We start from the raw sequence: 14,010 nt of genomic DNA, 5'->3' as shown, positions 1-14,010 counted from the left end.
TACGATGTATTTGCTCTGGTAGGCATACATTTATGATAGAGTGCCTCTTCTTTTTTGGCTAGGATTTTGTAGAAATACCACCGAGAACTATTTTACACATACTTTGAACTTCTTGTTTGAAAATGACTATTCAAGCTCAATGAATTACGATATAATTAAATGTAAATTTATTTCCATGGTCAACTAACATTATTAATTGAGGTGAACCATTTTTGAAATCTGTAAAAAAAGCAATTATTCCTGCTGCCGGCTTGGGGACACGCTTTTTACCAGCCACCAAAGCAATGCCGAAGGAAATGCTCCCCATCGTTGATAAACCAGCGATACAATATATTGTTGAGGAAGCCGTCGCCTCTGGCATTGAGGATATTATTATCGTAACAGGGCGCAGTAAACGCGCCATCGAGGATCATTTCGATAGTTCTCCCGAGCTTGAACATAACCTAGAAATAAAGGGAAAGGATTCACTACTAGAGGAAGTTCAGAAAGCCACACATTTAGCTGAAATCCATTATATCCGCCAGAAGGAACCTAAGGGCTTAGGACATGCGGTTTGGTGTGCGCGAAAATTTATTGGGGATGAACCCTTTGCCGTTCTCCTAGGTGATGATATTTTCCGTGGTGAGGAGCCCGGGCTTCAACAGTTAATAAAACAATACGAAAACACTTTGTCTTCAGTCATTGCCGTGCAAGAGGTGCCGCAGGACCAAACCCATCGTTATGGCATCATTGCTCCCAAAGAAATGCTTTCCCAACGTTTAGCATCGGTTAAACGCTTTGTAGAAAAGCCTGCTCAAGGTACCGCACCTTCTAATTTAGCCATTATTGGTCGCTATGTATTAACTCCCGAGATCTTTGAATATCTAGAGAAAAAAGAAATCGGAGCAGGTGGAGAAATTCAACTGACTGACGATATTGAAAAACTCAATACTATTCAAGCTGTTTATGCCTATAATTTAGAGGGAGAACGCTTTGATACCGGCGAAAAGCTAGGCTTCCTAGAAACCATTTTTGCCTTTGCCTTGGATAATCCAGAAATCAGCCATGATGTTTTGGCCATGATGAAACGCTTGATCCAGCAACATGAAACGGACAAAGTTTTATTTAAATAATAACAAATCGCTTTGTACAAAAACATAGGAAGAATAACCCATAAACTTAAATTATCTTCCTATGTTTTTTTCTTTAAATAAATATCATTCAAATGGATGCAACTAAAAAATACCCCCAGAGAATCTCTTTTTATCCTACTTAAATGATAGGAATATTCTCATTTGTCCAATCCTCCACGTAATCCCTCAAATTAACACCACAATTATTAACCATGTCTTGTAAAAGCACTCAACTCAATACCAACTCTTCAATCTGCTCAATAATTCTCTTCTTATCAAAGGTCTTTTGGACGTAATGCTGTCCTTGATGATAAGGGAGTTTGTGTTGTGTTTTTAATATATAATCGACAATGTCAGTATCATTTTCGAACAAAAATTCTTTAGGATAAATGGTTTCAGCGCCTGTCCAATGCCATACGGCTGGAAGGCTTGCGGATGCCAGTCCTTCCATGGGGGCTAAGTGAAAACTTTCGAAATCGCTTGTTGATAATATATAGCCTATTTTTCTAAACCATTCATCCATATCATTACCGTGTTCATCGAAGATAACATTTTTTCCCCAAGGTGCCTGTTTTATTCGAGCGAAAATGGCGTCATAGTATTGCTTCTCGTCTTCTCTTTTCATCAGCCACTTTAATTCCTCAGGCAGTTTCCCTTTAACAAATAATTTATAGCGATGGTCCTTTTTCCAAAGTTGTTCTAAGATATCCAGCGCACGATCTAACCTTTTTCGTTTAGGCAAAATACCACAAATTCCTAAATGATAGGCAACCTGTGTGTTATCTATTTTCGTTTTATTAAATTTATTCGTATCAATCATATTGTAGATCATGATCATCTTCTCTCGCGGGATCTGGCACACTCTATGAAACTCTTCAAAAATATAAGGCGAAATAACAATAATTTGATCGATATTCTCTAAATGAAACTGACTAGGAAATGACGTTTCCCGTTCTTGCAAATGCATACGGACGAACAGCTTTTGCCCCTTTTTCTTGTTTTGTGAATACCACACCGCATTTCCCAAGCCCCACTCACAAAAGATGACGTCGGCCCATTCTAGGCATTCTGTTGAATGCTCGCTATCATGCTCGTCATGCCCACTCCACTGATCGATTCGCACATTAACATTGGGATGCTGTTCAAAATGTGTGATCGCTGCTTGGATAAATTTTAAATCATGGCCTGCAAAAACGAGATTGATCTTCTTATCGCAAAAATGCCATAATAGCGGGCGCAAGCGTTCATAGGCTTCATTAAATGTAAATTTTTTTGTCCTTTCATAGACTCTTCTAGCTGTTTGACGGTACAATTTGGAATCATTGAGTATACGAAGCGTTTTTTCAATCCATTCCGCTTCATTATCAACAAATAAGAAATAGTCACTACCCAAGAGCTCCTCATACATTTTTGTTCGCCGTAAAAGGACAGGTTTGCCTAATTGACCATATTCCAACAGTTTTGTGGATAGCTCCACACTCTCATCATGATCAATGCGCTCACTTCGCCAGCAAATGCCCAGGTCGGCGTCTCGAATAATCTCTAAGGATTTGTGGCGAGCGACAGCACCGTACCAGTGAATAGCATCGGCTTCCTTCATGACACGAAGGATTTCATCTTTCTTTTGAACTAAATCACCTTGAAACTTATCACCAACGACACTTAGAGTCAGTCCTGAATCTGTTTGTGCTAATCGCGCAAAGGCGTTTAGTATCTCTTCTGTATACCAATCTGCCGCGAACTTCCCAGAATAGACCAATCGATCATGGGTATTTTTAAAATTCGGTTCTTTTTGAGGCTTGGGAATCATCGGATAAAGCAAGCTGAATTTCTTACCCTCGCAGTCTATAAGTTGCTTAAGTAATTCCCCCATCTGTTCGGTTTGGACAAAAACGTTTGGGAAGCTTTGATAGATTTGTCGCAGCTCCTCTCTTTCAGTCTCAGAGATTTGCTTAGGATCATGGGTAAAATCTGTGATATACGGGATCGTTTTATGAAGAAGTGTCGCCTGCTTAAGATAATCTATGACGAAAGACAATCCGCGTAAAATAATACAATCATAGGGTTCCTGTGCATTCAGCTCCTCAATAAGGCTTATTGCTTCATCTCTTTGCAGACGATTTTTGTTCACAAACTTTGATGAGGCAAATCGAGAGAAAGGATCGATAACACGAACGTTATCTAACCCCTGAATCTCAGTGATTAAGTGTTCTGTTTTAATTCTCGCTTTCAATAGCACATCCGTTGTGATATTAGGATCAAGATGCAATACATTGGCCATAGAGGTTAACCATACAGCTGATCCATCCATTATATTTAAATCGACATCCCCATAAAGCAGTAGTCTTAGCTTACGTGACATTTTCCATCTCTCCAATACTTATAACTCTACTTTATCTTGAACATCTGATGCTACTAGACTTCCATTCTGAATATAATTAAATTTGTCTATACTGAAAAGCCGATAGCCCTTTTTAAAAAACGAATTGAAATCAGTAGTCGCACAGATGAGCTCAAGGATTTGTCCCATGTTCATCCCTTTAAAAATACTTTTATGGGCAAGCGCAGAGCGACTAGACAAAGCCTCCACATATTCATACTCTTTTCCATTATTTATAGCTGACAGCGATTGGGTATCCTGCTCAACTGTATAGAAGTTTCCCTTCCCTATGATGTCAGCCTGACTATATTGCGTCGCCACCATTAAATCCATTAAATAATGATCTCCATAAAAATCATCTGGAGAAAAAAGAGCAACATAATCCGTATCAATCACTTCATCAATCCGCTCATAATTGTTCATATAGCTTAAGATAAAGCTTTTTATTGAGTCTGTATTCCAAGCATTTAAAATGTCGATATACCCTTCAAATGGTGTTAACAGCACAATTAGCTGCTTTCTTTGCCATGTTTGTCGCTTAAATTGCTTTAATAGTGTTGCAAATTCATCCGCTGTATTCACGATGGCCAATACAGAAACACTAGGAAGTGTAGAGGAAACCTCAATCCCCACTTTATCCAATAGGCATTTTATTCGGTGCTTATAGGTATGGTTTAAGTAAATTTCTCTTATGCCTTCTAGTGCCTTTTGTCTATAAAAGCATTCTTCATTCATGAGTCTTGATACAGACTTCTCGAGGTCACTCATATTTTCTGACATGAGGACTACATGATTGAACAGTGCCTTAATCCCAACAGAGTAACTGCTTATAATAGGCGTCCCACTGGCTAATCCCTCGAAAACCCTTCTCGAAAACATGGTTGGAGAGTGTTTTACACTGTTAACATTTAACATAGCCTTATAGCCTTTATAGGCTTTGTCAATTTCATCGTAGGCTAAGCATCCCTTAATATTTTCTTTGAATCGCTCTGGAAAACTAAAGTCAGATTGCTCATTATCTTTATTTATCGCAAAGTTCCTGTCATAAATATCCAGCCCGAATTGAGCAGCCAAATCGAGCAGTCTTTCCATATCATTTTGTCTATCTGTATGTCGGTTGGCATAAAAGGAACCCGCAAAGGAGATTTTTTGTTGGCGCTCATCGGTAATCTTAATTGGATTATGGCGCTTCGGTTGAGCGGCGAATGGCAGTGCAAAGATATTCTGATGTCCCACTTCCCTTTGATAATGGTCAATCATTCTAGAATCCGTTGTGAAAATGTAATCAAAATGTTTAGCTGTATCGATAAATTTCTCAAAGTGAATCGGGTCTTCTTTATTCCAGAAAACGGTAGGGATGCGCCTTCTTCTGCACCACTCAATGACTTCCAGCAATTGTTGATTATCAGCATCTCGATATTTTCCAATTTTATATTCCCATGCCCCATCATTGCCACGCCATGCAGATTCTACCATCAATAAATGAGGAACATTATCTGTGAGCACGGCTTCCCAATCCTCAGGTTTAAAGGAGATAAGATGGACTTCTTCTTGAAAGCATGACATAGAAAATTCATCAAAAATACAGGCCATTTTAATATCGGAAATCTCTTGAGGTTTGATTAATAGGTGTGTCCCCACAGCCCTCCCTGTTATATTCATGGGATGTAATTGAGGGGTACTATAGTTGAGTACATGTACTAGCTCTTTTAAAGGCGTTAGTTGGAGAGTCTGCAACGTTCTTTCGTCAGCTGTTCTCTCTCTTTCTATATCCCTTCTTAGCTGCTTTACTCTAGCCTTGCTTTGTTTGATCTCTCTGATATTCACGTTATTTCCTCCCCGACGATCGCCTTTTCCACTTCCAATACCTTAAAGTAACTCTCCCTAATCTTGATTGGCTAAGGGCTTCATATCTTTTTTTCAGTTGATTATACTTTTTCCCTAGTTTTTCAAGTTCATTAAGGGCTTGTTCTTCATTATTCAGTGTGGTCATCCATTCGGTCTCTGCTTTAATTTTCTCCGCTTTATATTGCACAAGCCTCTGTTTCATCTCTTCTAACTGCATCATCTCATTTCCGCCGGCACTCTCTTCAAGCCCTTTGATTCTTTGTTCAACCTGCTCGATTCTATCCCTTTGCGCTTCAATCATCATGAAACATTCATGCTCTATTCTATAGAAACCCTCTTCAAGTTTCTTAAGCCAATCCTCGCGAATGCCCATCTCACTGTTAACCTGCCCGTCTCTAGTGATGATGACGCCGATCCACTTATATTGGACTCTGAGGTCCTTGATACCATACTTTTCTGGCAGGCTCTTTATAAGCTCTAATAAGTAATAGTCCTTCTTATGCTCAACTTGGGTATCGATCCCAAAAGGCACAGTAATAATGACTCTGCCACCGTCATTTAATAATTGGTCAACTTTCTTTAATAGGCTTCGTGGATCAAGGAACTGATCTAATAAATGGCCTAGAATAACCGTATCAAACTGGGATTCTTCGGAAGCAAAGTCTAAGATACTTTCCACTTTAAACTTAACACGTTGTCTTGTTGACAGCTCTTCTGCTTCAAGAGTCCGATTGGCGAAAGCAATCGCTTCTTCTTCACTATCAATCCCGACAACATGTTTTGCTTCTCTTGCCAATAATATAGGGATTATCCCTTGTGAACAGCCAATATCAAGTATCCTGCTCCCCTGCACATGCTGACATATCCAATGCATGCGCTCTCTCGTCCGTGCCCCATGCTCTGACGCTTCAAAATAGGCTTCTGTTACCCTATCTAATGGTTTATCCATTATATGATCTCTCCTAAACACGTGATTTTCGAGAGTAACATCTGAGCCCTCTCTGCTTATTTACTTTAAAATCAGCCGTCTAATGATTAAGATAATTAAGAAATTGATAAAGAAGTAAAGCCATGAATTAGGGAAAAATGACTTCTATCTCTTTTTATCATTAGACTATGAATGCAAAATAACATGTTAAAATGAAAATTCAGTAAAAAATATGTAAAGTGAAGGTTAAATTTTATTTGAAGAGTGCTGTCTTATATCAAAAAGCTTTGGGGTGGGGTGAAATGAATAGGAGATAGTAACTTTTCTAACGTTTTAAATCACATAGGCTTCTCTGCCTTTTTAAAGTGACCTTTTTCCTTATTTGTAAGGGCAAATCACTTTTCAGCACGAAGTATTTGATGTAAAGCTCGAGAAAAAAGGACACCTTCGAAGATGCCCTTGTTTTTACAATACTTAATGAGTTATTTTTTATTAGCAAATATTCTTTGTACCACTCTTCTTGAAGCCTGTCCATCTTCCAAGTAACAGAATTTATCGAAAAACGCATTAAAGGAATCGGAAAGCTCAAAATGATTTTTCTCAAACTCCTCAATTGAAGCAATGACCTCTTCCGTTGTCTTTACGAGTGGTCCGGGTGCCTTTCTTTCAAAATCGAAGTAAAAGCCCCTTAATTTATCACGATAAGTATCAATATCATAACAATAGAAAATCATCGGTCTTCTTAAGTTGGCATAATCAAAAAAGACGGATGAATAATCGGTGATTAATAGATCAGCAACTAAGTAAAGATCCCTTATGTCTTCATAGCTAGAAAAATCATAAGCAAATCCTTTATATGGTTCCAGATCTAGATTCTCTGCGACAAGATAATGCATTCGAAGAACAATAATATAATCATCCCCCAATGTCTCCTTCATCATGTCAAGGTCAAGATCTAAATCAAATTTATAACGTCCACGGCCATAAAATTGGTCATCCCGCCAAGTGGGTGCATACAGAATGACTTTTTTATCCAGCGCTAACCTCATTCTATTTTTTATGGCTTGCTGATCATTCTTATAATTATATAAATAATCATTTCTAGGATAACCCGATTCGATCATTTCTTTATGAAAATTAAAAGCCCTCTGAAAGATTTCCGTTGAATATCTATTAGGAGAGATCAAGTAATCCCATTTACTCGATTCTTTATGAAAATTAGCTTTATATTTCTCTGTTGTAGTTCCAGGCATATGCACCTCATCCATATCTGAAGCTAAGCGTTTCAATGGTGTGCCGTGCCATGTCTGAACATAAGTCGTATGCTTTGGCTTCGGTATCCACAAAGGAAGTCTGCTATTCGTAATCCAATATTTGGCACGGGCCATATAAAACAACCATTTTAAAGAAAATCTTCTTACATGAGGGATATTCTTTTCTCTAAACAGTGTTAAATAACGACGATCAACGCTCCAAATCGTCTTATAGTCTGGATACTCTTTGATGATATATTCATAAATCGCTCGGGGATTACAACTGAATTGTTTACCGGAAAAGCTCTCGAATATTAACAGCTTCTTATCCGCTGGCAAATTACCTGCAACGGTAAACAGCTTTCTATAGGCAAGACGTGCCTCTCTTCCTCTTTTTAGTTTATTCCAACGTCTTCTAATTGCACCCTTGACTTCATTCTTTAAATTATAATCGGATATTTTTATAGAAACCGTCTGGTGCTTTTTATGGACCGAGAGTATATACTTCTTTTTCTCAATGATTCTTTTTATCTTTTTCCATTTACTTTTTGGTGTAAAGGGGCGTAATACAAGCTGTTTTTCCTCAAGCTCCTCATGAGGTAAATCATATTTCACAATAAGCTTTAATGATGACACATTACTGATATCATGCATCTCTTTTATTTCAAAAGAAACCTTAAATCCACTCTGTTTCATGTTAAATTCACTTGAAAGGGGCTTTAAGTCCGTTCTCTCTATATTTTCTATCCTAAGTGTTCTATCGATCTCCCCCTCTTTATCTCTTATAATAAAATGATTCGCTTCATGATCTGGGAAAGCTGGATGGAAACTATACCCCATTAATGTAAATCTTCCGTCCTTTTCGATGCGCATATCTTCAAGAATTGCAATAGGCTCAGCTTTTTGAACTTTTAAGGACACATTGGCTTTATTTGTCGTATAAGGTTTAAAAAACAGTTGTTGACCAGCTAAATGCCCCTTAACCTCTAGATATGGATCAGTGCTTTTCAGACGTCTTTTTATGCATTCTTCGTTATTTGTAAACTGGATATACATATCTAAGGTTGTATCAGGAGGACATTCATATAATTGCTCAAATGACAAACTGCTTTCATAAAGCCCAGCTTCATTAGACTCTACTTTATTCAACGGTAGTGTGATTAAATGTTCACTTTTTCTACTAGTGAGCACCATTTCAATCGTATTATAATTTGAAATTTGGAATTTATTTGTATCATTTATCGTCACAATAATATTAAATGCCTTTTCAGTTACTTTCCAAGAAAATAAAGAAAAGTTTTTGATTAGATTATTCAATCACAAAAGTCCTCCTATAACAACTCAATCTTACACTTTTTGAAATAGACATTCTCAAAAAAACTTTTATTGAACCTTATCTTTATGTTACGCAAAATAATAAGGATAAACAGTTATTTATATCCTTATATTATATATTGGAATGTTAGATTTTTGAAATAGCAGTATTTCACTAAGACAAAAAGACTATATGAATTTCCGCCATTCAATTAATTCATATGGAAAAAGCTAAAAGCTGAAAAAAGCGAGCTTTAGCTCGCTTTTCCATTCTACCTTTTAAAGAAAATCAATAAATCGATCCCTAAATTTAATATGCACCTTTGATCCAATAATAAATAAAATGATGACAACCACCCAAAAGTAGATCGTATACCTTAAATGTTCAAGCATGTACCAAGATGGATCACCAAGCAATGCAGAACGATACCCTTCAACAAGATAATAAATTGGATTCAGTTTCATAATGAAAGTAATTGTGGTGTTCTTAGGATCGGGCAACCATAAGATTGGTGAGAGATACAGCAGCATTCTCATTACCGCCTGCAGCAACATATGTACATCACGAATAATCGTTGAAAGCGTTGAAGTTATTAACGAAAGCGCCACTAAAAACAATATGCTCGCGAACATATAATAGGGAATTTGCAAAAATTGTATGGACAATAGATGGCCTGAAAACTGAAGCATGATAACAACAATAACCAAAAGCATCAGATGCTGATAAAACTTTGCAAAAATCACATATGTTGGTATAACACTCGTTGGAAAGCTCATTTTTGACACCATACGAATACGGGAAAATACAGATCTAGACCCCTGTATAATCGCTTGGTTGATAAAATACCATACACAAAATCCTGCGATAAGCCAGCTGAAATAGTCAATATGATCGACTGGCTTCCTACCATGTCCTGAACCAATAATCCCAAAGCCAAAAACAAACGCATACACAGCAATTTGAATGAGAGGACTTATTAATTCCCAAAGAATTCCTAAATAATTGTTATTATTTTCACTTTTCATTTCATAAAAGGAAAGGCGTCTTACCAAATAAAAGCTTTTTATCTGTTCTTTTAAAACCGTCACTAATGAACCCATAAAGTGTTCCTCTCTTTGATCTTGCTAGCATTTTGATTTTAAAAATACTATTTTTTTACTTTAAAAAACGTGATTTTATTCATTTTACCATTCGTACTCACATAAACCTTAATTTCCAATTGCTTTTCAAAATAAACGTAGATACCATCTAACTCATCGGATAAAACAGGGGCTCCTAAGCTATTTGTAAATGAATTAGAAGCATAATTTTGATTAATAGCCATGATATTCACTTGCTCTAAAGTATCCGCTTGAGTTTGACCCACCAAAGAAGCAGAAGAAAGATTAAGCGTTTCAAGTTGACCCGTATTATTTTGACTCACTATTTGATTAGAATAGTCCTTCTTAATCTTGGTAAACGTTGATGAAAATAGATCAGATATAGCTCCTAAATCAGAGGGTAGATGTCTTTGCTCCAATAAGTTGCTCAACAACGTTGGTTCAGCCTTCATTTCATGATCTGTGCTATTAACATCTTGTACTACTGATGAACTGACCCAGGCATTAGAATTATCAGGTAATATAACTTTGAACCAGTTCACTCCATCCTCATTGGGGTCACTTTGTTTCTCTTTTATGATGAAGGCATCTCCAAATGTAGCACTTCCAACGATACTGCTATTCAGACTCGCCTTATCGCGAAGATTGACTTGACTCTTGCTCACCACTGCCATTTCAACATTTTGTTCTGTCTTAGCTTCTTTAACTGGTCGATTGGTACTGATTTTCCCATTGTTACCATTATCTTCAACGTCAGTCACAGCCTTATTTTTTGCCTTACTATTTCCTTCATGTTTAAATACTGACTTAACACTATTCAATGACTCAGCACTTAAGCTATTGTAGCCGACTATTCCAATAATACAAATGACTAAAAGACAAAAAATGACTGTAAACAAACGTCTTTTTTTATTTCCCTTCCGCTTTTTTTTATGCTTCCTCTCTTGGGACCTTGAAGGTATATCATTGCTTTCAACTTGCTTAACTTCAAGAACCTTTGAAGGGCTTAGTTCTTGCTGCTGGACATTGTCGTTCTTATTTAGCCTGTCCTGTTGAAAGGCCTTTTTTTGTTCAGGAGTCATCTGTTTGTACTCTTTTAAGAATTTTTGATACTTAGGAACAATGTCATCTATTAATCCATAGTCTCTGACCATGCCATTTTCTAACCATAATGCTTTGTCACAAAACTTTTTGACTTGTCCAATCGAATGGCTGATAAAAAAGATGGTTTTGCCTTGTTCTTTAAAGCTATTCATTTTATCCAAACATTTATCTGCAAAGGCTTGGTCACCAACAGACAACGCTTCATCAATCACCAAAATATCTGGATTAACGGTTACTGATATGGCGAAGCCGAGGCGTGATTTCATCCCACTTGAATAAGATTTAACAGGTTGGTCGATAAATTTACCAATCTCAGCAAATTCAATAATTTCAGGCTCCAACTTACGAATTTCTTTTTTACTAAAACCAAGCATTAAACACTTCAGTTCTATATTTTCTCTTCCAGTTAACTCACTTTTTAGACCTGAGGCAATCGCAATTAATGATGTACTTCCCTTAGACTTAACAGTCCCCTCTGTAGGGGGAATGACACCAGAAATAATGTTGGAAAGTGTAGACTTTCCTGAACCATTAACCCCTATAATCCCGATAACATCACCTTTCTCTGCAGTAAAGGTGACTCCACGAAGGGCATAAAATTCCTCACCTTTATTGCCTAAAAAGATATCTAAAATTTTATCAGAATTTTTATTATACATTTTATAACATTTTGTTACATTCTTAACAACGACTGAACTCGTCATTTTTTCACATCCAAATCAAATAATCGGCAAAGATTCTTTACAATTATATCATGTGTTCATAGTCACGAATATACACATGTAGGGATAAAGTATAAATTTGTAATTTTCTTTTTAATCGCTTTGTCACAAATAACCGCTCCAACCTATTTTAAAGTTAGAGCGGTCTAACGTCAATTGCCAATCTGCACACTATCCTAAAATCAATTTTGAGCTTCTTGTACACCCTTTGCCTCTTCTTCTCTAAACAAGGCAGTCACAAGATTCCTGCTTGCATTTCCTCTTGAATACATATTCCATTTCCTACTGAATTCTTGAATTTTATTATAATCAAATGCATCTTGTTTGATTAATTTAACAATGCTCTCTGTATCAAAAACAACAGGTCCCGGTACCAAATCCTCATATGAACCCCAAAGGCCTCGTGTTCTTGTGTATTCTTCTAAATCATAAGGAAAAAAGATCATCGGCTTATTAAACAATGCAAATTCATAAGGGATTGATGAATAATCGGAAATCAAGATATCTGTTATCATCAATAATTCATTGACATCAAGGTAGCTTGAAAAATCATAGGCAAATCCCTTAAAACGCGCGTCAATCGCATCAGATACTTTTACGGCTGGGTGTAGTTTTAAAATGAGGGCATAGTCCTTACTTAATTCTTCGTACATATTTTCAATATCTAACCGTAGGCAAAAGTGTTCTAACTCCTGATCACGGTATGTTGGCGCATACAAGATGATTTTCTTATTTCTTAATTCAGGATAGTCTTGATAAAAAGCTTTAATAACGGTTTGCTTCATCGACACATCATAAAAGAAATCCGTTCTTGGTATGCCCGTACGCACCATCTTTTCAGCAGGAAGATGGAATGCCTCCATAAAAATATTTGCCATAGCTTCAGAGCCTACAACCACTTTATCAAATTTATTGTAGACACGTTCAAAACGTTTTTGAGCACGTGAAGAACGCTGCTGAATAGATTTGTCTTTAAATGCAAAGGTCTTAATTGCACCAGCTGCATGCCATAACTGGATACATTCCACCTCTGGTTTGAATTGTATCGCAGCCAAAAAGCCAAAATAATTATCTATAAACACATATTTGGAAGTAGCAAGATGATATATAGACCGCATCATATCCACAAGATTCATTGTTTCAAAGAGAACTACCGGTTTTTCAATTTCACTTTGTAAAACCTCTGCACATGATGCTTTGGATAAAAAGAAAACATCTGTCGAAAGATGTTGTTTATTTAATTCTTTATAGATTGGAAGACTATTCTGTGGAAAAGATACAACAAAAGTCACCTTATCCTGCAATTTGAATAACTTAAAAAAATTAAATATGCATTTAAAAATCAAAAGGTAAAGGTCAATCACTATTTCTCTAAGCATAATAACACCTCAAATTATCCACTTTAGTTCAGAAAAAAGTGAAATTAATTTTTCATCTCGAAGACCTTGATAACCTTTTAACGATGCACATAGAATAGTAGAATTATAGTTCAATTCTATTTTGCACTTTCCCTGTTAATTCGGATCCTTTTGCTAAATAAACTTCCTACTTAGGGTTTAAAAATAAAATACATTCATATTATACGATGAGCAACAAGGAATTTCAATCCCTTTATTTTCAAAAAAAAAAAAACAGATTATTAACGTCCAATAAAGGGCCAAACTAATGAACGTATGAAATACAGAAAGGTATTAATCGGAGATCAAACTATTTAATCTTAATTAATGAAATTGTTAATTCTTACTTGATGTGTATGGCAAAATACACTTGACGGTTACATATGTTAGTTTGGTCACTATCTATCATAGGAGATTAATAGAATTGGAAATCAAGTGGCTCATTTTTTATGTGATCAAACTGCTTGAAAGTGGCCCAAATTTAATTTATCAAAAAACAAATGTAGGCAGTTTTATGGTATTTTCTTTCATAGGGACTTTCTTCTTAGTTGGTTTTGCCGGCAAACACTACTATACAAAAAGAAAATCCCTTTTTCTTTAATTTGCTTAAACTACCGCTCTTTCGCTTGGTTGCCCTATGGTTTGATCGACGGTCTATCGACCTCCAACTCAACCATAGGGGAAATTATTTTCTACCCACTAACATTTTTCTCATACTATATAATACCCCTGATGAGAAATGAGAAAAGATCACGTATAATTAAGTTCGCAAAAATAGAAAAGAGGAAAAGCCATCGGCAACTCCGAATAGGTAAGTGACCAAACAAAACCCAACAAGGAGTTGAAACGAT

Annotated in this window: 9 protein-coding genes; 2 read left to right on the top strand and 7 right to left on the bottom strand. The window is 36.4% G+C overall.

Features of this window, described 5'->3' with window-relative positions; genetic code table 11:
- The first annotated feature begins 212 nt into the window (after window positions 1-212).
- Complete coding sequence (gene galU / locus IEW82_RS19525; RefSeq protein ID WP_188698999.1) at window positions 213-1,112, top strand: UTP--glucose-1-phosphate uridylyltransferase GalU; 900 nt, start codon at window positions 213-215, stop codon at window positions 1,110-1,112.
- Between the two features lie 229 nt (window positions 1,113-1,341).
- Here galU and IEW82_RS19520 read toward each other — a convergent pair whose 3' ends face one another.
- The 7 genes from IEW82_RS19520 to IEW82_RS19490 all read right to left on the bottom strand — a co-directional run bounded on the left by IEW82_RS19520 (window position 1,342) and on the right by IEW82_RS19490 (window position 13,141).
- A complete protein-coding gene (locus IEW82_RS19520; RefSeq protein ID WP_188698997.1) occupies window positions 1,342-3,474 on the bottom strand; it encodes a glycosyltransferase in 2,133 nt (710 codons plus the stop codon).
- Between the two features lie 18 nt (window positions 3,475-3,492).
- Complete coding sequence (locus IEW82_RS19515; protein ID WP_188698995.1) at window positions 3,493-5,319, bottom strand: CgeB family protein; 1,827 nt, start codon at window positions 5,317-5,319, stop codon at window positions 3,493-3,495.
- A gap of 1 nt (window position 5,320) precedes the next feature.
- Window positions 5,321-6,289, bottom strand: coding sequence for a class I SAM-dependent methyltransferase (locus tag IEW82_RS19510; protein WP_188698994.1), 969 nt, complete (start codon window positions 6,287-6,289; stop codon window positions 5,321-5,323).
- 461 nt (window positions 6,290-6,750) lie between these two features.
- Entirely contained in the window at window positions 6,751-8,838 is a 2,088-nt protein-coding gene (locus IEW82_RS19505; RefSeq protein WP_188698992.1) for a CDP-glycerol glycerophosphotransferase family protein, read from the bottom strand.
- A 276-nt stretch (window positions 8,839-9,114) separates the two neighbouring features.
- Window positions 9,115-9,936: an ABC transporter permease gene (locus IEW82_RS19500; protein ID WP_188698990.1), complete on the bottom strand. Its 822-nt coding sequence runs from the start codon at window positions 9,934-9,936 to the stop codon at window positions 9,115-9,117.
- A gap of 47 nt (window positions 9,937-9,983) precedes the next feature.
- A complete protein-coding gene (gene tagH / locus IEW82_RS19495; protein ID WP_188698988.1) occupies window positions 9,984-11,744 on the bottom strand; it encodes a teichoic acids export ABC transporter ATP-binding subunit TagH in 1,761 nt (586 codons plus the stop codon).
- Window positions 11,745-11,944: 200 nt separating this feature from the next.
- The gene (locus tag IEW82_RS19490; RefSeq protein WP_188698986.1) at window positions 11,945-13,141 is read right to left on the bottom strand and encodes a CDP-glycerol glycerophosphotransferase family protein; all 1,197 of its coding nucleotides are present in this window, start codon (window positions 13,139-13,141) and stop codon (window positions 11,945-11,947) included.
- A gap of 442 nt (window positions 13,142-13,583) precedes the next feature.
- Between IEW82_RS19490 and IEW82_RS19485 the strand changes: the two genes are divergently transcribed.
- Window positions 13,584-13,760, top strand: a complete 177-nt coding sequence (locus IEW82_RS19485; RefSeq protein WP_188698984.1) for a hypothetical protein — start codon at window positions 13,584-13,586, stop codon at window positions 13,758-13,760.
- The last annotated feature ends 250 nt before the right edge of the window (window positions 13,761-14,010 follow it).

The sequence above is a fragment of the Pullulanibacillus camelliae genome, from assembly GCF_014642655.1.
Taxonomy (GTDB): domain Bacteria; phylum Bacillota; class Bacilli; order Bacillales; family Sporolactobacillaceae; genus Pullulanibacillus; species Pullulanibacillus camelliae.
Note: the sequence above shows the minus strand (reverse complement) of the source record. Positions and strands in the feature narration are given on the sequence as shown.

Bases quoted from the DNA above. Each gene is read 5' to 3' on its own strand.
- IEW82_RS19520 (WP_188698997.1), bottom strand. From the start codon at position 3,474: ATGTCACGTAAGCTAAGACTACTGCTTTATGGGGATGTCGATTTAAAT.
- IEW82_RS19510 (WP_188698994.1), bottom strand. From the start codon at position 6,289: ATGGATAAACCATTAGATAGGGTAACAGAAGCCTATTTTGAAGCGTCA.
- IEW82_RS19500 (WP_188698990.1), bottom strand. From the start codon at position 9,936: ATGGGTTCATTAGTGACGGTTTTAAAAGAACAGATAAAAAGCTTTTAT.
- tagH (WP_188698988.1), bottom strand. From the start codon at position 11,744: ATGACGAGTTCAGTCGTTGTTAAGAATGTAACAAAATGTTATAAAATG.
- IEW82_RS19490 (WP_188698986.1), bottom strand. From the start codon at position 13,141: ATGCTTAGAGAAATAGTGATTGACCTTTACCTTTTGATTTTTAAATGC.